Source organism: Massilia sp. Masssp94 (genome assembly GCF_059491305.1).
In genome coordinates, this window is the sequence record NZ_CP168501.1 from 1013571 (window position 1) to 1033364 (window position 19794).

At 64.6% G+C, this 19794-nt stretch carries 17 protein-coding genes and 1 riboswitch; of the genes, 7 read left to right on the forward strand and 10 right to left on the reverse strand.

Going from position 1 to position 19794, the window contains the following annotated elements:
* Window positions 1-209: 209 nt before the first annotated feature.
* Window positions 210-788: a superoxide dismutase gene (locus ACEN9G_RS04320; RefSeq protein WP_413338455.1), complete on the forward strand. Its 579-nt coding sequence runs from the start codon at window positions 210-212 to the stop codon at window positions 786-788.
* Window positions 789-1072: 284 nt separating this feature from the next.
* Here the strand turns inward: ACEN9G_RS04320 and ACEN9G_RS04325 are convergent, their stop codons facing one another.
* Both ACEN9G_RS04325 and ACEN9G_RS04330 read right to left on the reverse strand, forming a co-directional pair.
* A complete protein-coding gene (locus tag ACEN9G_RS04325; protein ID WP_483127727.1) occupies window positions 1073-2842 on the reverse strand; it encodes a hypothetical protein in 1770 nt (589 codons plus the stop codon).
* Window positions 2843-3279: 437 nt separating this feature from the next.
* Window positions 3280-4284: an IS110 family RNA-guided transposase gene (locus ACEN9G_RS04330; protein WP_413346122.1), complete on the reverse strand. Its 1005-nt coding sequence runs from the start codon at window positions 4282-4284 to the stop codon at window positions 3280-3282.
* A gap of 177 nt (window positions 4285-4461) precedes the next feature.
* On the opposite strand from ACEN9G_RS04330, the gene ACEN9G_RS04335 reads away from it, so the two are divergent.
* Window positions 4462-5448: an IS5 family transposase gene (locus ACEN9G_RS04335; RefSeq protein WP_413339684.1), complete on the forward strand. Its 987-nt coding sequence runs from the start codon at window positions 4462-4464 to the stop codon at window positions 5446-5448.
* Between the two features lie 288 nt (window positions 5449-5736).
* Window positions 5737-6423, forward strand: a complete 687-nt coding sequence (locus ACEN9G_RS04340; RefSeq protein ID WP_413339682.1) for a response regulator — start codon at window positions 5737-5739, stop codon at window positions 6421-6423.
* Window positions 6424-6426: 3 nt separating this feature from the next.
* Here ACEN9G_RS04340 and ACEN9G_RS04345 read toward each other — a convergent pair whose 3' ends face one another.
* From ACEN9G_RS04345 to ACEN9G_RS04360, 4 genes are all read right to left on the reverse strand, one after another.
* The gene (locus tag ACEN9G_RS04345; RefSeq protein WP_413339680.1) at window positions 6427-7173 is read right to left on the reverse strand and encodes an SDR family oxidoreductase; all 747 of its coding nucleotides are present in this window, start codon (window positions 7171-7173) and stop codon (window positions 6427-6429) included.
* A gap of 39 nt (window positions 7174-7212) precedes the next feature.
* A complete protein-coding gene (locus ACEN9G_RS04350) occupies window positions 7213-7941 on the reverse strand; it encodes a hypothetical protein (protein ID WP_483126422.1) in 729 nt (242 codons plus the stop codon).
* Complete coding sequence (locus tag ACEN9G_RS04355) at window positions 7941-8801, reverse strand: MipA/OmpV family protein (RefSeq protein WP_413339676.1); 861 nt, start codon at window positions 8799-8801, stop codon at window positions 7941-7943. The genes ACEN9G_RS04350 and ACEN9G_RS04355 overlap by 1 nt, the downstream gene beginning before the upstream one ends.
* Before the next feature lie 73 nt (window positions 8802-8874).
* Entirely contained in the window at window positions 8875-10098 is a 1224-nt protein-coding gene (locus ACEN9G_RS04360) for a hypothetical protein (RefSeq protein ID WP_413339674.1), read from the reverse strand.
* A 273-nt stretch (window positions 10099-10371) separates the two neighbouring features.
* On the opposite strand from ACEN9G_RS04360, the gene ACEN9G_RS04365 reads away from it, so the two are divergent.
* Window positions 10372-11688 carry an ATP-binding protein gene (locus tag ACEN9G_RS04365; RefSeq protein WP_413339672.1) on the forward strand — a complete coding sequence of 439 codons (1317 nt, stop codon included), beginning with the start codon at window positions 10372-10374 and terminating at the stop codon, window positions 11686-11688.
* Here the strand turns inward: ACEN9G_RS04365 and ACEN9G_RS04370 are convergent, their stop codons facing one another.
* The 4 genes from ACEN9G_RS04370 to ACEN9G_RS04385 form a co-directional block, all read right to left on the reverse strand.
* Window positions 11689-12357, reverse strand: a complete 669-nt coding sequence (locus ACEN9G_RS04370) for a thiol:disulfide interchange protein DsbA/DsbL (RefSeq protein ID WP_413339670.1) — start codon at window positions 12355-12357, stop codon at window positions 11689-11691.
* Window positions 12358-12409: 52 nt separating this feature from the next.
* Window positions 12410-12742 (reverse strand): hypothetical protein, encoded by a 333-nt coding sequence (locus tag ACEN9G_RS04375; RefSeq protein ID WP_413339668.1) that lies wholly within the window; start codon window positions 12740-12742, stop codon window positions 12410-12412.
* An 18-nt stretch (window positions 12743-12760) separates the two neighbouring features.
* Window positions 12761-13423 carry a thiol:disulfide interchange protein DsbA/DsbL gene (locus ACEN9G_RS04380; protein WP_056126979.1) on the reverse strand — a complete coding sequence of 221 codons (663 nt, stop codon included), beginning with the start codon at window positions 13421-13423 and terminating at the stop codon, window positions 12761-12763.
* A 141-nt stretch (window positions 13424-13564) separates the two neighbouring features.
* Complete coding sequence (locus ACEN9G_RS04385) at window positions 13565-15547, reverse strand: TonB-dependent receptor (protein ID WP_483126423.1); 1983 nt, start codon at window positions 15545-15547, stop codon at window positions 13565-13567.
* 71 nt (window positions 15548-15618) lie between these two features.
* A riboswitch (cobalamin riboswitch) is annotated at window positions 15619-15844 on the reverse strand.
* 47 nt (window positions 15845-15891) lie between these two features.
* Here ACEN9G_RS04385 and ACEN9G_RS04390 point away from each other — a divergent pair.
* From ACEN9G_RS04390 to ACEN9G_RS04400, 3 genes are all read left to right on the forward strand, one after another.
* Window positions 15892-18018 carry a M1 family metallopeptidase gene (locus tag ACEN9G_RS04390; protein ID WP_413339664.1) on the forward strand — a complete coding sequence of 709 codons (2127 nt, stop codon included), beginning with the start codon at window positions 15892-15894 and terminating at the stop codon, window positions 18016-18018.
* On the forward strand, window positions 18015-18911 hold the full coding sequence (locus ACEN9G_RS04395) for a hypothetical protein (protein ID WP_483126424.1): 897 nt from the start codon (window positions 18015-18017) through the stop codon (window positions 18909-18911). The genes ACEN9G_RS04390 and ACEN9G_RS04395 overlap by 4 nt, the downstream gene beginning before the upstream one ends.
* Before the next feature lie 63 nt (window positions 18912-18974).
* Window positions 18975-19790: a DODA-type extradiol aromatic ring-opening family dioxygenase gene (locus tag ACEN9G_RS04400; RefSeq protein WP_483126425.1), complete on the forward strand. Its 816-nt coding sequence runs from the start codon at window positions 18975-18977 to the stop codon at window positions 19788-19790.
* Window positions 19791-19794 lie beyond the last annotated feature (4 nt).

Consider the following 19794-nt stretch of genomic DNA (forward strand, 5'->3'; position numbering starts at 1 on the left):
AAAGTCATATCTGCAACGTTTAGCTAACCGGTTTAGAATAAGCGCCCGAATTGCACCAAAACCAAGACCTCGAGAAACCGTAGCGAGCGGCAGCAGTGTTGGCCGAGAAGCGCAGCTGTACGTGATGTACAGCGAGCATCGCGGGCCAACAATGCAACGCGCAGTAGGTTTATCGAGGTCTTCCGTCAACTTACACTAAGGAACAAGACATGGAACATACCCTGCCCCCACTGCCGTACGCTAAGGACGCCCTGCAGCCGCACATCTCGGCCGAGACGCTGGAATACCACTACGGCAAGCACCATCAGGCTTACGTCACGAACCTGAACAACCTGATCAAGGGCACCGAGTTCGAAAACCTGTCGCTGGAAGAGATCATCAAGAAATCCCAAGGCGGCGTGTTCAACAACTCGGCCCAGGTGTGGAACCACACCTTCTTCTGGAACTGCATGACCCCGAACGGCGGCGGCGCCCCGACCGGCCCGGTCGCCGATGCGATCAACACCAAGTGGGGTTCGTTCGACAAGTTCAAGGAAGAATTCCAGAAGTCGGCCGTCGGCAACTTCGGTTCGGGCTGGACCTGGCTGGTCAAGAAAACGGACGGCACCGTCGACATCGTCAACACCTCGAACGCCGGCACCCCGCTGACCACCGAGAACGTGGCCCTGCTGACCTGCGACGTCTGGGAACACGCCTACTACATCGACTACCGCAACGCCCGTCCGAAGTTCGTCGAGGCATGGTGGAACGTCGTCAACTGGGACTTCGTGAACAAGAACTTCGCGTAATACGCGACACACTCTGGACCGGACGGCCCACTTTGCGGGCCGTTCGCATTTACGTATTGCCAGGAAGCGGGCAAAGCCAACGGCTTTGTTGCACAAATCGGCCCGCACGACGGCCAAGCGGTGCGTGGGCAGCCAGCTACAACTTCAAGCGCCTCGTCTTCTTGAACGAACGCGGCCTGGCGCCGTTCTAAAGCGGCAGTTGGGTGGCCCGCCGAATTGCCAGGATCGAGGTGCCTGGCGCTTTCAAAATCAGGCTGCCGAGGCGGCGCCGGATCGAGGTGGCCTTAATGGTTTCGACCGAAACTGTATAACTGAAGCTGCCTGACAGCCTTGCCACAAGTGGCGGTACGTATCTCTCCCTGGTCGTCCTTCAGTTCGGTCAGTTCTCCCGCAGCGCATCGGCGTATCTGTTCGCGGTAGGCGCCATATCCCTCATCTGCCAGCCGATGGCCGTTCATGGCGACTATCCGGAACTTGTCCGGCAGGCCGGAACAGGACTCGGGTGGCGCATCCAGGATATAGTCGGCGTTGATGGAATTAATTCCGAACCGTCCGTTGCAATGCCCCTCTAGCATTTGCCACAAGATAAATTTGGCATAAAATGCCGATTGTTCCGGCCTGCGCAATTCTGCGTCGTCACGTTTTCGCAGCACGGACCGCGCCTCGAAAAACCCGAGCGTTTCGTGCCAGGAGGCAGTGCCGCCTACCAGTTTTTCGAGCATCGAAATTTGCTCCAGTGCAGCGGGATCGGCCTCCTGACGTAACGCGACGAAGAACTCGTCCCAGCCATACGCCTCTCCTTTCTGGCGTGACAACAAGGCTTTCCAGATTGCGAGCATATCGGCCTGACCGACTTTCTTTTTTAAAGTGCTTGCAGCCAGATACTGGAGCATTTCTCCGCAGGCATAGGGGGTGGACCTTGTATTATTTCTTTCCTTATCCGCCAGCGTATCGCCGGTCACTGCCAAGCAACGCATGATCGCCGAATCCATGTTGGCGACGAATCCAGTGTCGTCGAGTTCGCCTGAGCGATGCATCAATGTGGCGGCGGCAGCTTCAGCCCCACCCTCAAGCAGCGACAGCGAACCATCACCCGGCTGGCCGGAACGGATCCGATCATTCACTAGATGAAACAGTTCGTGCAGGCCAAACCGGGTGGCCGCCGCTGCGAGGGCCGGATCTTCGTGCTGCCATTTCTCGCCAAAAAAATTCAAACGGACGAATTGATGAAGCGTGTCGCCACGCCAATACGCGCCGGGAGATCGGGGATCGGTGTAAGTCAGCAGGTACGACATTTTGCCGGGCAGCGCGGCAACCGACGACAGTGTCGCTACACCCTGGCGCAACTGTTTCGTCACCTCGGCTCTCAACCAGACCGGCAAAGCGCGATCCAGAATCATCGATGCCTTTCCTTGCTGTACAAGCATCGGCGAACCGACGATCAGATAACCTGGATGTTCGCCGGCGACGTCGCTTTGGTGGCCAATCTTGCCGACCGGGGCAAACGGCGAAAATCCGCGGTAATTGAATGTCATTTTACCGGGCTGGCTCTCTCCCAGCAGATATGCGGTATATATGGCTGCGGAACTGCCGTCTCCGAAAACGATAACTGGCGAGTAGGTGCGGTCGATCTGGCCGTCATATTGAAACGGTTGTAATAGCACTTGAAAACCAGTTCGCGCCTTTTCCATGAAAACGACGTTGCCGTTTTCGCTGAGTCGCGTACCAGCCGTGAGCATTTTCCATGTCAACTTGCGCACAGAACCCGCATCGGCAAGCCGGAAGCAATTTACCGGTTCGGAAAAGCGATAACTGGCCACCGCGCCTTCCGCGCTCTTGGTAATGACGATTTGAATATCCCTCGCAACTGGCCCCGGGTCACATGCCTCGGGCGCGACAGCATATGCATTGCCTGCGACGAGTGCAGCAAAGGCAATATCGATCCGCAAGAATTTACGTAATACGTGCTTGATGAAGTTGATTGTGCAAATCGTCATGGATTTAGAAGGAATGCTACTGATGCGCCAAGATGAAAAACGCGACTTGTTTTCCAAAATAAATATTTTACAAACGAGAGTCGAAGTGTAGATGTCATTGTTGCAATAAAAACTCTCCGAATATCACGGCGGTAAAAATTGCGGTCAGATTGTTTAAAAACGTTCACCAACTACCCGGGCCGACCAGGACGAGGACCGTGCCCTCACGCGCTAGGGAAGTGCTTATATGGACGCCTCCTGGAGTTCAAGTGATTTTTGACGCTGGTTGACAGTAAGGTCGCAGTCTTATATCCGGCCTGTCTGTGCAGGCTGGAGACCTGCTGGCCCTGATGGAATTCGCTGACGAGGTCCTCATCTGATTTACGAGCACTTGCGGCTCCAATTTCCCTACCAGGTTGTCCTCGTCCCGGTCCTACCTGTCCGCCATCATCTCTGATCGCTTGCGCTCCTTGAAGGTGAAAATGGTACTGCCAATGCGGACTCAAATTCCCCGATCACGCAGGTGCAGGGGCATTGAACCGTGTGCCGTGAGACAGGACTGCCCAAATCGTACGAGCCAGCTTGTTTGCCAGCGCTGCGACAACGACGCTGTATGGCCGGCGCTTGAGCAGGGCTTCAAGCCAAGGCGAGTGCCCACGTCGCGCTACGATCGCGCGAGCCCCATGCATGAGCAGGGTACGCAGATAGACATTGCCGCGCTTGCTTATCCCATGTTGTCGAACGCGTCCGCCTGTTCCAGTCTGTCGCGGTGCCAACCCGAGCCACGATGCGAATTCACGGCCGGATTTGAAAGTGGCGGGGTCGCCGATTGTCGCGACCGCGGCGGTCGCGGTGAACAAGCCGACGCCGGGGATCTCGATCAACCTCCTGCACTGCTCGGTCCTGCGCAGGGAGTCGGTCAATCGACGTTCGATCACTGCCATTTCCCGATCCAGGGATTGAACACGTGCCCACTGTTCCTGGAGGCTCACAACCAGCACTTCTGGCAGCCGCTCGGATGCCTCCGACAGAGCGTCGGCCCACGCCTTCGTCAGCGCGGGATACCCGGCCGGCAGCACGATGCCGAACTCATACAGGATGCCGCGTAACGCGTTGGTCTGCATGATGCGAAACTTCATCAGTTGCTCGCGCATGCGATGCAGGGCCAGGATGGTTTGTTGATGCTCAGTTTTCAGGGCCACGGTACGCGCCTCGGGCTGTTGGACAGCGGTCCAGATCGCCTTTGCATCAGCTGCGTCGGTTTTATTGCGCTGGACAAAGGGACGCACCGATTTCGGCGCCAACAGTTTGACTTGATGGCCGAGGACACTGAGCTTGCGCCCCCATTCATGGGCGCCGCCACAAGCCTCCATTGCGACGATAGCAGGTGCAAGCTGTGTGAAAAACGGGATAACCTCATTACGTTGCAGTTTCAAGCGCTTGACTTCGCCATTCGTATCAACAGAGTGGAGCTGGAACACGGTTTTGGCGATATCCATACCAATGACGAGCTGTTTCATGTCGAATCCCCCTGTCTGGTGAATGTCAGCTACTCTACTGCCTTCGACAATGCGTGCAAATCTCCTGCTCTGCCGGAGTCCGGGAGGAGGCGTCCATACCATCTGATTTAATCGCTGAGCTCCCCCGGCCGCCGGCGCAACTGGCACAATGACGCATCCCATCTTTCCAGCATTCCGATGAAGCAAACGAGTTTTTCCGACGCCGAGTTCGCAAGCAAGAAGAGACTGACGCGACGCGATCGTTTTCTGGCTGAGATCGAGTCCGTGACGCCATGGCCGGCGCTGGTGGCGGCGCTGCTGCCGTATTACCCCAAGGGCGAAGGTCGCGGTCGTCCGCCTGTGGGTCTGGAGCGAATGCTGCGCATGTACGTCGCGCAGCAATGCTTCGGCTTGTCGGACGAGGGCATCGAAGATGCGATCTACGACAGCCAGGCCATTCGCGGCTTTGTCGGCATCGACCTGACGCACGAGTCGGCGCCGGACGCGACGACCCTGCTCAAGTTCCGCCGTCTGCTCGAAAAGCATAACCTGACGCGCAGGATCTTCGATGAAATCAACGGGCATCTGGCTAGCAAGGGCTTGATGATGCGCGAGGGGACCATCGTCGACGCGACCTTGATCGCGGCGCCTCCCTCGACCAAGAACCGCGACGAAAAACGCGATCCGGAAATGCATCAGTCGAAGAAGGGCAAGAACTGGTTCTTCGGCATGAAGGCCCATATCGGCGTCGATGCCAAATCCGGCCTGACGCATACGCTCGTGACCACGGCGGGCAACGTGTCCGACGTCACGCAAGCCCACAATCTCCTTCATGGCGACGAAAAAATGGTGTTCGGTGACGCTGGATACCAAGGCGCCGACAAGCGCCCGGAGAACGCGGACAAGGCGGTCATCTGGCACATCGCGATGAAGCGCAGCGTGCGCAAGGCCATGAAGAAGAATCCGCTGGGCCGCGCCAAGGAAAAGCTGGAGAAGGCCAAGGCCAGCGTGCGCGCCAAAGTCGAGCATCCGTTTCACGTGCTGAAGAACCTGTTCAAGCATCGCAAGACGCGTTACCGAGGACTGGCGAAGAACACCGCGCAGTTGCATACCTTGTTCGCGTTCGCCAATCTGGTGCTGGCCGGCCGAACTTTTGGAAGCGCCCACGCCCGAACTCCGTCCTGAACCTGGAAACGTCCACCGTGGCGCGCCAAAACGCGTCTCGAGGCCCCGCACCAGACGCGAAAAATACCTGAATTCGACCACCTTGGCATCCGATGCTGGTTTGTCGTCTCGACTCGGGCGCAAAACCTATTTGTTCAGCACTTCCCTAGATGGGCTTCGACTTCCGCCAGGTGCCGCCGGCACTGCACCGGGATTTGTCGCGAAACTGTACGTTTTTGTCATGGCGACCCACCAAACATGCTCCAACCTTGCCCACTCTTATAAAATGTCGGGCTCAAGGAGAACATCATGTATCGCGTACTGTTGGTGGAAGACGATCCGCGCCTCGCGGAACTGGTGACGGAATACCTGTCCGGCTATGAATTCTCGGTCGACCTCGTCACGCGGGGCGACGCCGCGCTGGAACATTTCAAGACGGCCGCGCCCGACATCGTCGTGCTCGACCTCATGCTGCCCGGCATGGACGGCATGGTCGTGTGCCGCCAGATCCGGGACGTATCGGACGTGCCGATCCTGATCCTCACGGCGCGCGAAGATACCTATGATGAAGTCTCGGGCCTGGAACAGGGTGCGGACGACTTCGTCAACAAGCCCGTGCAGCCGCGCGTGCTGCTGGCGCGCCTGCGCGCCTTGCTGCGCCGTACGCAGACGAAGACGACGACGGATTCCCGCGTGCTCGAGTTCGGCGCGCTGCGCATCATGACGAGCGACCGCAGCGTCACGTGGCGCGGCCAGCCGTGCGTGCTCAGCAACACCGAATACAAGCTGCTGCTCGTGCTGGCCGAGGCCGCCGGGCGCGTGCTGTCGCGCGACGAACTGCTCAAGAAAATGCGCGGCATCGAATTCGACGGCCTCGACCGCAGCATCGACAACTGCATCTCCAAGCTGCGCCGCAAGTTCGACGACAACCTGTCCGAGAAGATCAAGACGGTTTGGGGCGAGGGTTATCTGTTCTCGCCCTCGGCCTGGAACTGATTCCTAGCGGCCGCCGGACACGTCGATGAATGTCCCGGTCGCATACGACGCCTCGTCCGACAGCAGCCACAGCACGGCAGCCGCCACCTCGTCCGCCGTGCCGCCCCGCGCCATCGGCACGGACGATTGCAGGCGCTGGATGCGCCCCGGCTCGCCGCCGCTGGCATGCATGTCCGTGTCGATCAGCCCCGGCCGCACGCCGTTCACGCGGATGCCCTCCTGCGCCACTTCCTTGGCCAACCCGATCGTCAGCGCATCCACGGCCGCCTTCGACGCGGCGTAATCGACGTACTCGTTGGCCGATCCGAGCACGGCCGCGCGCGACGACAGATTCACGATCGCCCCGCCGTTGCCGCCGTGCTTCGTGGACATGCGCCGCACGGCTTCGCGCGCGCACAGGAAGCTGCCCGTGACGTTGGTGGCGAGGATGCGGTTGATGCGGGCGGCGTCCATGTGTTCGACCCGCGCCTGGCGCGCGAGGATGCCGGCATTGTTGACGAGGGCGTCGAGCCGGCCGCAGCGCGCATCGATGGCCGCGAACAGGCGCGCCACGTCGCCTTCGTCTGCCACGTCGGCCGCCACCGCGAACGCGTGGCCGCCGGCCGCTTCGATGGCCTGTACGACGGCGTTTGCCGCCGCGTCGTTGTCCCGGTAATTCACGCAGACCGTGTAGCCGCGCCGTGCGGCCAGCAGCGCGCAGGCGGCGCCGATGCCGCGGCTGGCGCCCGTGATCAGGATTGTCTTGTCCATGCTCGTCCTCGTTGTATGCAACCGGACGAGCATACCAAGTTATTCGAAGATCGGGACGATCGCGAGCGGCGCATTGTAGGTGATGACCTGGGCCCGTCCGGGCGCCGTGGCGAAGCGCCAGGTCACGATGGGGAAGCCTTCGTCCGGATCGTCCGCGAAGGCGGCGCCGGACGTGACAGGCAACGCCTGCTCGCCGCCGTCCGCGTGGCGCAGGCGGGCGCCGGCCGTTTCGGCCGATCCCTTCCGTGGGAACACGAAGCGCACACCGGCACACTGGCGCGCGCGCTGCGACGCATCCACGTAGCGCACGAAGCCGAGCGCCTGGGCGCAGGCCGTGCGCAGGTCGGCGGCATCGTACTGGCCGTCGGCGCGCGGCGCGATCGTCACCTGCGGGCGCAGCACGAACGGCATGCCCTTGCGGTTCAGGACGAGGGCCGCGTTCTCGTCGTACGCCGCCTTCGTCAGCGGAAACACCGTGCGGCCGAGGGCGTCCAGCGGCAGGTTCAGCTGCGTCGTCTTGCCCGTCAGCGTGAGCTGGGCGCCCTCGCCCAGTCCGGCGTGGTCGCGCGACTGCACCTGCAGCTGGCTTTGCAGCAGGTTCTTCGGACCGCCGTATTTCTCGAACTGGACCATCGCCCGGTACGCATCCCGGTAGCTCACCCATTCGCCGGCCTGTGCCTCGCCCTGTGTCCCGGCCTGCGCGCCGGTCGATCCGACCGCGAGCAGCGCGACAAAGGCAGCGATGAGTTGGCGGGATGCGCGCATCATCAGAACCGGTAGGCGAAGGCGGTCGAAACCGTCAGGTTGGTGGACCGCTCGACGAGCGGGCTCTTGGCGGCATTGCCCAGCAGACCCTTGGCCTGCAGGTTCGACGTCAGCATCCACGAGGGCGACAGGGCCCAGTTCCAGCGCACGCCGACGTGCGCCTCCTGCAGGCCGCCGCCCGCCTCGTAATAGGAAAAGCGGCTACGCGACGCTTCTTCCCGCGAGATGCCGAAATACGTCTGGTTATAGTTGCGGTTGACGATGGACACGCCCGCCGACACCGACACGCGGTGCTGGCTGCCCAGCTCGAACGCGAGCCGCTGCACGCCCAGGTCCAGGCGCGCGCCGTCGTGGTCGTTGCCGGCGCCATACAGCACGCTGCTCGTCAGGCGCCATTGCGGCGTCAGGTAATAGTTCGCGAAGACGCCGCCCTGCAAGCGGGCGCCGATCTTGTCCATGCCCTCGAGGCGCGTGGCGACCATGTGGCGCTTGTCGATCGGATCCGGGACCGGGCCGATCAGGGTCGTACCCCATGAGCTGGCGCCGTCGACGGTCTGGCCGGTGCCGGACTCGTCACGGCCGGGCTGCACGGCGACCAGCGGGCCGTATTCGAACGTCGGGCTGTCCGTCAGGTGCATGCCGGCGCTCATGCCGGAAATAAAAAGGCCGTTGCTCCATTGAACCTGGAGCACCGGCAACGCTGATACCTTGCGGCTTCCCGTCCCGTCCCAGCGCGGCGCCGACTGCACGCCGAGGCCCACGTACATGTCGCGGCTGCCGTCGGGCATGGGGTTGGTCGCCGGCGTCTGGGCCCACGCCGTACCGCAGGCAGCGCCCAGCGCGAGGAAGAGAAGCTTGTTCATGTTCGGGGTTGAAAGATTCGGGAAGACAACATTCTACGTCCTTGTCTTCCTTCCTCCCATATCCTTTCCTGCTTTAATGCCTCGTTGCCACTTCAGTCGAAAATACCACCGGCAGATCGCTGCGCGGGATCACGGCCAGGTGCGCAGGGGTCGTCACGTGCATGGCGCACATGATGTCCGGTCCCGGCACCGAGCGCACCTCACGCACGAGGATCTTGTCGCCCGCGCGCAGGATGCCGTCGATGGCAGTCGAGTAGCAGCTGTTGGCGCCGCTGCCCATGAAGACGCCGACGACCATCTGCGACGCGAAATCGACGGCAGGCCTGGCGCGACCCGGCGCGTGTTCGTTCCACAGGCGGGTCCAGGCAGCCTCGTCCTTGACGACGACCGTGCGTTCGTCGTGGACGCCCGACAGGCTCGTCGCATCCGCGGTCTGGAAGAAGATGTCCGCAGCGGCCACCTTGTTGAACGCGACGTCGGCATCCACGCGATCCACGGCCACGACCTGCATCGGCTGGGTCACGACCGGCAGGCAGATGGCGACCGTGGTCACGTCGCGCTCGTCGATCTCGACTTCGAGCTTGCTGGCGCCCGCCGCCACGCGGCCGACGACCATGCTGCGGCAACCGCTGGCGTATTCGCCGGCGAACACGGCGAAGAGCATCTTGCGCGTGAAATCGACTTTCGGCTGGGCCGGGACCGAGGTGCGGCCGGCGGTGTGCTGGGCCCACAGCTTGTCCCAGGCCGCCTGGTCCTTGATGACGACGGTCTGCGGCGCCGTCACGCCCGAGAACGTGTCCTTCGCGACGGTTTCGAACGTGACCGTCGTGCCGGCCGCCGGCAGGAAGGCGAGTTGTTCGACCTTGTGGCCGCTGCCCAGGCCCAGGTCCGGCTGGTCGGCATTCTTGACGATCGTCTCGAACAGCGCGCGGGCGCTCTCGTCCTGGCAATAGGTCTTCGGTCCGGCGATCGTGTCGCCGTACGAGCACAGGCGGGCTTCCGGCTTGTTGCCGAACAGGACTTGCTCATAGGACGCGTCCGCGCAACGACCGGCATGGTCCCAGAACACTTGCTTGCCGTCGATGACGAACAAACGGTTCTTCGTCTCGCTGCAGGCGGCAGTGCGCGCCATCTCGACGAACGGGGCGGTGGCCAGGGCGGCCGGGTGCGGCTCGCCGACCGCGATTCCGGGGCTGGCTTGCTGGTCATGCATCGTGCTTCCTCCACCGCAGGCGGCCAGTGCCGCGCCGACGATCATGGCGCCCAGCGGCGTCATCACGCGTCCAAACATGCTCATACTCTCCCTCTCCTGGAAACGATGGCGCCGTGTGCCCGGCACGCATCCCGAATTAAAAAAGGGTCCGCCTTCTCTCGCGCATCGGGCGGACCCAAACGGAAAACCCTATGTCGTGAATCGTACGCAGTCCGGTCAAGAACTTCATCCGCGGACTGTCCAGCATTTGTCCTCAATTTGTAAGGGATGGTTTTTTCGATCATTGCTCCTATACAATTTCGAGATGTGTAAGACAAATTCAGCCCCAGACAGTGCCCACGACCGGAGGACGGCGGCGTGAATCGCCTGTTTTTCCGCTTCTTCGTGCTCGTGATGCTGTCGATCACGGCGGCGACGTTCGTCATCTATTTCGTCTTCGCCCGGCTGTTCGGCGATCCGCTGGACGACATCGCGCGGCGCCAGGCGTCGGCGCAGATCTTCCTGCTCGAACAATATGTCGACCGCGCGCCGGCCGACGAGTGGCTCGGCCGCCTGAACAAGGTGCGCGAAGTGTCGGAGGCCCATTTCGACCTGATCCCGCTGGACCAGGCGCGCGCCGCCCTGCCCGCCCGCCAGCATGAGGCGCTGGAGCGGGGCGACGTCGTGCTGGATCCGCAGCACAAGGCATTCTTCCGGCGCGTCGACCTGCAAGGCGACCGCTACATCGGCAGCAACGAGGAAGTGATTCGCGCGTACAACCTGCCGATCGACCTCGGCCAGGCGCTCGCGATGGAAGTGGTGCGCTACGTCGTCGTGGCGCTGGCGCTGCTCGTGCCGATCGCGCTGTGGTCGCGCTCGCACTGGCAGGCATTGCAGACGCTGTCGCGCGTCGCGGATGAATTCGGTGCCGGGCAGCTGTCCGCGCGGGCGCACCTGAAACCGGCGGACGCCGTGTTTCCGCTGGCCGAACGCATCAATGCAATGGCCGAGCGCATCCAGGGCTTGCTGGAAGCGCAGAAGAACCTGCTGCATTCCGTGTCACACGAACTCCGCACGCCGATCGCGCGGCTGGAATTCGCGCTGGAACTGCTGGCCGAGCGCGCGGGCGACCCCGCGCTGACCAAGCGCATCGCGGCGATGGAAGGCGACCTGACCGAGTTGAACGATCTCGTCAACGAACTGCTGTCGATGAGCAAGCTGGACAACGCGCAGGGTCCGCAGCGCGCCCTGTTCGAGCTGGAGCCGCTGCTGCGCGAATGCACGGACGGCCTGCATCCGCAGCCGCAGCGCCTGCACGTGGACCTGGGCGAGCGCCTGGGCAGCGTGGACGGCGACCGCCGCCTGCTCGGCCGCGCCATCGGCAACCTGCTGCGGAATGCGCAGAAGTACGCGGCGCACGAGGTCGCGCTGCGCGTGCGGCGCGACGATTGCCGCATCGAGATCGCCGTCGAGGACGACGGCCCCGGCATTCCCGAAGAAGAACGGGAACGCATCTTCGAGCCGTTCTACCGCCTCGACCGCAGCCGCGACCGCGCCACCGGCGGCTTCGGCCTCGGCCTGTCGATCGCGCACAAGGCGATCGCCCTGCATGGCGGCAACCTGAAAGTCGAGCAGTCGACCTTGGGCGGCGCCCGCTTCGTGATCAGCCTGCCGGACGGCGTGCTGTCGGCCTGATTACTTCGCCTGTGCGGCCTTGTCGACGAGCTTGTCCGCCACCTGCAGCGTCGCCTTGAACACGTCCGCGCGGTCGGCGCCTTCCATCTGGCGCGACAGCAGGCCGGGGTTCGTCAGGAAGCGGCCGCCGACGATGAGCGTGGGCGCGGACTCGACCTGGTAGTTGGCGGCGACCTTGTCGAGCTGGCGCAGGCGCGTCGTCACGCCGAACGAATTCCACGCGTCGAGGAAGGCCGCGCGGTCGATGCCGTTCTTCGCCGCCCAGTCGATGATGACGTCGTCTTTATTTAAACGGATATGGTCCGTGTGCACCGCCTTGAACACTTTCGCGTGCATGTCGCCCAGCCGGCCCAGTGCTTCGAGCGTCAGGAACAAATGCGCTTCCGGATCGGCCCGTCCTGTCGACGGGTAGTGGATGCGGCGCACCGTGATGCGGTCGCCTTCCTTCCTGACCCACTCCTCCAGTAACGGTTCCAGTGCATTGCACACCGGGCAGTGGTACATGAAGAATTCGATGACCTCGACCTTGGCGCCGTTCGCCTGCACGGGCTGCGAACGGGCGAGCGTGGCATAGTCGACGCCATTCTGCGGAACAGCGGGCGACGCATGGGCGAGAGACAGCGACAGGGACAGCAGCAGGCCGAGGCCGGCGGCACGCAGGAGCGGCATGGACAATCCTTCAGGTCGTGGAAAACCTGAAGGTTACCATTTCCTTAAGGAATTATCGACGTCCGGCCGGCGCCGGGCGTTCCGGCTTCACGTGGCGCATCGCGTAGAACAGGTGGTCCCACCAGTGCTCGCGCGAATGCACGGTCAGCAAGCATTGCCGGTCGATCTCGCCCTTGAACACGGGGTCCGCGCATTGATTCGTCACCAGCGCATTGCGCTGGTTTTCGGCGTTCACGAGCGCAATGGCGAGCCAGAATGCAAGACCTGCGAGCACGATCACGAGGATCCAGGCCGCGTGATTCCAGTTACTCGAATCGAACAGATGCTCCTCGTCCGGCTTGGACTTGTCGTACATCTTCAGGATCTTGCCTTCGGCATCACTCATTGCGCTGTTTCTACCTTTTTATTTCGACTTGGCGGCTTTCGCGACCAGGGCATCCATTACTTGCAGCGTGGCTCCGAACAGGGCCGGCTCGTTCTGGGTCTTGACCGAATTGTAGACCAATGCCGGCGACGTCTGGTACTTGCCGTCGATGATGATGGTCGGCACGCTGTCGACCTTGTAGTCGCTGGTGATCTGCGGCAGGCGGCGCAGCTTGGTCGTCACGCCGAACGAGTTCCACGCGTCCAGGAACTTGTTACGGTCGAGACCATTCTTCGAGGCCCAGTCGATGATGGCCGCGTCCGTGTTCAGGCGCAGGCGATCCACGTGCCAGGCCTTGAAGACCTTCGGCTGGAACTCTTCGGCCTTGCCCAGCGCTTCCAGCGTCAGGCGCAGGTGTGCTTCCGGATCGTTCGGGCCCGACGACGGCAGGTGGACGCGCTTGAACACGATGTTGTCGCCCTGCTTTTTGACCCACTGTTCGAGCTGCGGTTCCAGCGCGTTGCAGTGCGGGCAGTGGTACATGAAGAACTCGATCACCTCGACTTTTTTACCCGTGGCCTGCACCGGTTGCGGCTGAGCGAGCGTCACGTACTCGACACCGCTCTTCGGGTCGGTCGGCGACGCGAACGCGGTGCTGGCGGCGAGGACGGTGGCGAGCAGGGCAAAACGCAGGGAACGCATAGTTTTCCTTCTAGGGTTGGTTAAGCAAACGACGCGAGATTACCACTTTTTCGGTCGCGAACCTTAGCCAGGGCTTATTTCTTGCAATTGGTTACCGTCGTAACCAACACCGGGGTCAGAGCGGGCTCTGACCCCGGTTTGTCAGAAGTCGTACCGGGCCGACAATTTCAGTTGACGTCCATCGCTCGGGTAGATGCCGCCCTTGCACGAGAATGCATTGCTGAAGTAACGACGGTCCGCCAGGTTCAGCCCCGTCGCGGCGACGTCCCATGCGCCCACCTTGATGCTGTAGCGCGCGTCGAGCGTCGTGTAAGACGGGATCCGCGCGCCGCAGGTGTTGCTGAAGTCGCCGCCGTAGCGCTGGCGGTCGACCCATTGCACGCCCACGTCGGCCGACTGGCCGTTGGCCGGCACCCATGCCAGGCGCGCCGTCACGACGTTCTTCGGCACGAGCGCCAGTTCGCGGCCGGTGTTCGGGCCATCCGTGAAGTGCGCGATTACATGCTGCAGGTGCGCACTCGCACGCCAGCCTGCGGCCAGCGCCGCCTCGGCGTCGATCTCGAAGCCCTTGCGCTCGGTCGGATCGAGGTTCGTGTTCGCACCCCAGCCGCCGTTCAGCGTCGGATCATAAAAAATCTCGTTGTCCAGGCGATGGCGGAATACGCGCGCCGTCAACGTGCGGCTGTCGTCGCCCGGCGCGTGGCGCAGGGTCGTACCGAGTTCCAGGTCGTGCGACGTCTGCGCCTTCAGGATGTCTCTGCTTGCACGGTAGCCGTTCTCGTCGACGTTGGCCACGCGATAGCTTTGTCCCGCCTTCGCGTACACCTCGACGAGCGGGTGCACGCGGTAGCTGGCCTGCGCTTCCCACGCGTTCTGCGATTGCGAACGGTCTTCCGGCGCGACGCCGCCCACGACGTCCACGACGTTCTTGTCGAAGTTCTCGTGGCGCGCGCCCAGGGCGATGCGGCCGTCGTGGGCCGGATCGAAGCGCAGCTCGTCGCGCAGGTACACGGCTTTCGACGACTGGCTCGCGTCGGCGCTCGAGAACGAGGCCGTCGTCTTGCGCTTCCAGCGCGTGAGGTCCACCCCGCCCACCAGTTCATTGAGCATGCCGCCGACGTCGGACAGCCAGCGGGCGCGCGGCGAGAACTGGTCCTGGCGGCCGTCGTACGCATTGTTCGAGCCGAAGGACAGGTAGTTCGAGCGCACGTTGCGCTCGCGGTGCGACAGGTCGGCCGCCAGGTCGACGGCGCCCAGGCGGTATTCGGCGAAGACGTTCGCGCGGTCCGTGTTCAGCGAGCCGAAGTCGTTCGGCGTCGCGGCCAGGCGCGGGTCCGCGTCGAACTGGGCCAGCGACAGCGCGCCGGGAAGGCGCGAGTCCTGGCGCGCGCTTTCGACGTGGATGCCGGCGCGGCCGCCCGCGAAGCGGGTCTGTACGTTGAGCGAGGCGGTCGTCTGGTCGAAATCGCTGTTGCGGCGGTAGTTATTCGAACCCTGGCGCGCGACGGCGATGTCGGCGCTGACGTTGCCCGCCGTCTGCGACAGCTGCGCGCGCACGTCGTGCTCGTGGAACGAGCCGCCTTCGGCAAACACGGAACCGTGCAGGCCACCGGCCACGTTGCGGCGCGTCGTGATCTGGATGATGCCGCCGGTGGCGCCTTCGCCATACAGCACGCTGCCGCCGCCGCGGGCGATCTCGATGCGTTCGACCGTGTCGATCGGGATCGTCGACAGCACGGTGTTCGCCAGCTCGTTCTCGTTCAGGCGCACGCCGTCGACCATGATCACCATGTTCTGCGCGCTGTTGGTGCCGAAGCCGCGCAGGTCGAGCGCGAAGTCGGGCGAGGAGTCCAGGCTCTGGCGGCCGAACACGCCGCCGATCTTGCGGATCGCGCTATTGACGTCGTTGACGCCGGCGCGGCGGATGTCGTCCTGCGTGATGACGGTGGCGCCGATCGGACGCAGGGTTTCCACGCTCGGGAAACGGGCACCGGTGATGACGACGGTCGATGGGTTGCCGTCCTGGGCGCGCACGGCGCCGGTGGAGAAGGACAGGACGATGGCGCAGGCCAGCGCGAGCGGCTTGATAGCCGGCGCGCCGCGGGTGGAGGCGGCAGTATGCATTGGATGTTCAGTGTTCGTTTGGCGCCGGCAAGCGTCCCCGCACGCCGGCGTACACAAAAGCGCGGCGTAACGCCGGCTTCCCCTGTCTGGCCGGTCTCCGGGCTCCAAGACGGACCGTCCCACCTTCCTATGCAAGCACAGTGGCTGTCGGGGCGGCCTGTCGCCATGCGGCGACGCTTGTTTACCGTTGCGGGGGCAGCACACGTTGGCACGCCGCCGTAGGCGACGCCGCTTCGTGTTTCCCGTTTAACTGCACGCGCAGACGCGCGTGCGGGCACCAGAACCCCGAGATTATAACCTGTATAGTGTAGGCACAAAAATAACAGCCACGCCCGGGATCCCGCATGCTTCCTCGTTTCCGATTTCACCTCGCCCTCGCCGCGGTGCTGCTGCTGGCGGGCGCGGTGTTCGCCGCACCTGCATCCGACGGCATCGCCCTCGCCCCGCCGGATGCCGCCGCCGTGCGCGTGCCCAGCAGCCCGGATGGCTGGGGCGGGCCGCGCACGGGCCGCGAACCCACGCTGTCGGACCGCGTCGTCCATTACGACATCGCCGCCACGCTCGACCCGGTCAAACACACGGTCACGGGACGCGAGCGGCTCACGTGGCGCAACCGCAGCAACGTCGCCGTCAGCAGGGTCTACCTGCACCTGTACATGAACGCGTTCGAGAGTGCGGGCAGCACGTATTTCACCGAGCGGCGCGAGCGCGACGGCACCTTCCGCTCCGGCGTCGACATCAAGGATGCGTGGGGCCACATCGCCCTGCGCCGCGTCGCGCAAGGCGGCGCCAACGTGCCGTGGACGTTCGTCCATCCGGACAACGGCCCGGCGACGGACCATACGGTCGTGCGCTTCGACCTGCCGCAGGCCGTGGCGCCGGGCGCATCGACGACGCTCGACATCGACTTCGTCACGCAATTGCCGCGCGTCGTCGCCCGCGCCGGCTACTTCGGCACGTTCCACCTCGTCGCGCAGTGGTTCCCGAAGATCGGCGTGCTGGAACTGCCGGGCGAACGGGGGGCGACGTCCCCGCGCTGGAACGTGCACGAGTACCACCTGAATTCCGAGTTCTATGCGGACTTCGGCAGCTACGACGTGAAGCTCACCGTCCCGCGCGGCTACACGGTGGGCGCGACGGGCGAACCGCAAGGCGCCCCCGTCGACAAGGACGGCATGCGCACGTGGCGCTTCGTGCAGGGCGACGTCCACGACTTCGCCTGGACGGCGGACAACCAGACAGCCAGGCCGCTCGTCGACACGTGGACCGGCCCGGGCAGCCCGACCGTGACGGTGACCGTGCTGTACCCGCCCGAATTCGCCGCCAGCGCGGCGCCCGCGCTGAAGGCGGCAAAAGAATCGCTGACGTACTTCTCGAACACGCTGGGTCCGTACCCGTACCGGACGCTGACCATCGTGATCCCGCCCTACAACGCGGAGGAAGCGGGCGGCATGGAATACCCGACGTTCTTCACGGCCGAGGCCTACCGGACCGTCGAGCCGCGCACCGCGAACCAGTTCGCCCTCGCCTTCGTCACGATCCACGAATTCGGCCACGGCTATTTCTACGGCCTGCTCGCGTCGAACGAATTCGAGGAACCGCTGCTGGACGAAGGCCTCAACGAATACTGGGACAACCGCATGATGCGCGACCAGGGCCAGCTCGCGTACATCGCGACGCCGCTGCTCGCCCGCCTCGGCTTCGCGCCGGGCTATCCGACCTTCGACGCCGAACGCACCGCGACGCCGCGCCACGACCCGGCCGACCCGCCCGGCGCCAACGCGTGGCACCGCCTGCAGGACATCGGCCCCGTCTACACGCGCACGGCGATCCTGATGCGCGACCTGGAAGCGCGCATCGGCCGCGCACCGATGGAGCGCGCGTTCAAGGAATACTACCGGCGCTGGAAATTCCGCCACCCGGGCACCGCCGACCTGCGCGCAACGCTCGCCGAGGTGACGGGCCAGCGCGCCGTCATCGAGGACGCGTTCGAGCGCCAGGTCTACGCCGTCTCCCGCGTCGACGACGGCATCGCCGACCTCACGAGCACGGAACTGGTGCCGCTCCCCGGCGCGCACGCCAGCCAGTCCGCCCTCGACAAGCGCATCGACGCGGCGCGCGCGGCCTGGCGCAAGACGCATCCGGACGGCACCGGGCCGTACCCGTACCGCACCGATGTCACGGTCCGCCGCCACGGCGCGCCCGTGCCGCAGACGCTCGTCGTGAAATTCGCCGACGGCAGCACCGAGACCGCGCGCTGGGATGCCGACGAACGGTGGCACAAGTTCACCTGGACGAAGCCGGCGAAGGCCGTCTCCGCCGAACTCGATCCGCAGCGCCTGCACTACCTGGACGTGAACAAGCTCGATGACAGCCGCACGCTCGCACCGGATGCGCGCGCCTCGCACCGCTGGGGCTTCGAGTTCGCGGCGGTCGTCAACTACCTCCTTGCCCTGATCGCCACCTTATGACGACCGAAACGCTCACGCCCCCTTCGCTCGCGCCGCGCGCGGCCGGCCCGCATGGCGTACTGCACGCGGCGCGCGCCGCGCTGCAATGGCGCTTGCTGCTGTGGTGGGCCGTGCTCCTGCTGCTGCCGACCGTCGTCGCCGCGCTGCCGGTGTGGGAGCTGCTGGCCGCCGGCCTCGATCACTCGGTGTACGCGGGACGTTTGGCGGAACGCCTCGACATGATCGCGTACGCCGACATCCTGCACGCCGCGCGCGACCAGTACGCGCCGGCGCTGGGCGCGGGCAGCCTCGTCGCGCTGGTGCTGACGTTGCTGCTGTCGCCGCTGCTGGCCGGCATGGCGCTCGCCGCCGCGCGCGCGCCGGAACCGCTGGCGTCGGGCGCGTTGCTGACCGCCGGCGCGCAGTGTTACCCGCGCCTCGCACGCATGCTCGCGTGGTCGGTCGTCCCGCTCGGCGTGGCGGGACTGATCGGCAGCTCGGCCCACCATCTGGCCGGCCAGATCGCCGAGACGGCGCGGCTGGAAACCGACGCCGAACGCGCCGCGCACCTGGCCACGCTCGCGACCGTCGTGCTGCTCGTGCTGGCCCACGCGACCGTCGACATCGGCCGCGCCATGCTTGCCGCCGACCGCCGCCGGACGTCCGCCATCGGCGCGTGGTGGCGCGGCTGCGGGCAGCTGGCACGCCGGCCGCTGGCGCTGCTGGGCACCTGGCTCGGCATCACCGCGGCCGGTCTCGCGCTCGCGGCCGTGCTCGCGTTCGCGCGCGTGCACGTGCCCGCGCTGGGGATGGCCGGCACCATCGGCGCCGTCGTGCTGGCCCAGCTCGTCGTGCTCGTGCTCGGGTGGATGCGGATGGCGCGCCTGTTCGCGCTGGTGGCGCTGCTGCGCTGATCCACGCGGGCGGCGCGGATCGGCTACCATGAACGCTTCGATTGCCGCCCGAAGGAACCTGCCATGACCCGCCTGCCCACCTATTTCGTCTCGCACGGAGGCGGCCCGTGGCCGTGGATGAAGGACCAGTACGGTCCCACGTATGCCGAGCTGGAAGCGTCGCTGGTCGACATCAAGCGGCAGATCGGCGTGCGTCCGAAGGCCGTGCTCGTCGTGACGAGCCACTGGGAGACGGACGACTTCACGGTATCGTCCGGCACGGCCCCCGGCATGATCTACGACTACGGCGGTTTCCCGCCGCACACGTACCAGATCCGCTATCCGGCGCCGGGCGAACCGCAGCTGGCAGCGCGCGTCGCGCAACTGCTGAACGATGCCGGCCAGCCTGCCCGCCTGGATGCGGAGCGCGGCTTCGACCACGGCACGTTCTCGATGCTCGCGCCGATCTATCCCGAGGCCGACATGCCGGTCGTGCAGCTGTCGATCCGCCACGGCTACGACCCGGCCGTGCACCTGGCGGCCGGCCGCGCGCTGGCCCCGCTGCGCGACGAGGGCGTGCTGATCCTCGGCAGCGGCCTGTCGTTCCACAACCTGCGCCAGTTCGGCCCGGGCGGCGCGCTGGCGTCGAACGCGTTCGATACGTGGCTGCAGCACGTGCTGCTGGAATTATCGCCCGCGGACCGCGAGCAGGCGCTGCTGCACTGGAGCGAGGCGCCGTATGCGCGCATGGCGCATCCGCGCGAGGATCACCTCGTGCCGCTATGGGTGGCGCTGGGCGCGGCCGAGCAGGAGGCGGCCGCGTGCGTGTATCACGAGGAGAGTTTCTTTGGGGCGTTGACGGTGTCGAGTTTCAGGTTTGGCGGGGCGAACGCCGCATGATGGT

Coding starts and splice junctions, on each gene's coding strand:
- ACEN9G_RS04360 (WP_413339674.1), bottom strand. CDS start 10,098: ATGAGCATGTTTGGACGCGTGATGACGCCGCTGGGCGCCATGATCGTC.
- ACEN9G_RS04340 (WP_413339682.1), top strand. CDS start 5,737: ATGTATCGCGTACTGTTGGTGGAAGACGATCCGCGCCTCGCGGAACTG.
- ACEN9G_RS04345 (WP_413339680.1), bottom strand. CDS start 7,173: ATGGACAAGACAATCCTGATCACGGGCGCCAGCCGCGGCATCGGCGCC.
- ACEN9G_RS04355 (WP_413339676.1), bottom strand. CDS start 8,801: ATGAACAAGCTTCTCTTCCTCGCGCTGGGCGCTGCCTGCGGTACGGCG.
- ACEN9G_RS04380 (WP_056126979.1), bottom strand. CDS start 13,423: ATGCGTTCCCTGCGTTTTGCCCTGCTCGCCACCGTCCTCGCCGCCAGC.
- ACEN9G_RS04395 (WP_483126424.1), top strand. CDS start 18,015: ATGACGACCGAAACGCTCACGCCCCCTTCGCTCGCGCCGCGCGCGGCC.
- ACEN9G_RS04335 (WP_413339684.1), top strand. CDS start 4,462: ATGAAGCAAACGAGTTTTTCCGACGCCGAGTTCGCAAGCAAGAAGAGA.
- ACEN9G_RS04330 (WP_413346122.1), bottom strand. CDS start 4,284: ATGAAACAGCTCGTCATTGGTATGGATATCGCCAAAACCGTGTTCCAG.
- ACEN9G_RS04320 (WP_413338455.1), top strand. CDS start 210: ATGGAACATACCCTGCCCCCACTGCCGTACGCTAAGGACGCCCTGCAG.
- ACEN9G_RS04400 (WP_483126425.1), top strand. CDS start 18,975: ATGACCCGCCTGCCCACCTATTTCGTCTCGCACGGAGGCGGCCCGTGG.
- ACEN9G_RS04390 (WP_413339664.1), top strand. CDS start 15,892: ATGCTTCCTCGTTTCCGATTTCACCTCGCCCTCGCCGCGGTGCTGCTG.
- ACEN9G_RS04375 (WP_413339668.1), bottom strand. CDS start 12,742: ATGAGTGATGCCGAAGGCAAGATCCTGAAGATGTACGACAAGTCCAAG.
- ACEN9G_RS04370 (WP_413339670.1), bottom strand. CDS start 12,357: ATGCCGCTCCTGCGTGCCGCCGGCCTCGGCCTGCTGCTGTCCCTGTCG.
- ACEN9G_RS04385 (WP_483126423.1), bottom strand. CDS start 15,547: ATGCATACTGCCGCCTCCACCCGCGGCGCGCCGGCTATCAAGCCGCTC.
- ACEN9G_RS04350 (WP_483126422.1), bottom strand. CDS start 7,941: ATGATGCGCGCATCCCGCCAACTCATCGCTGCCTTTGTCGCGCTGCTC.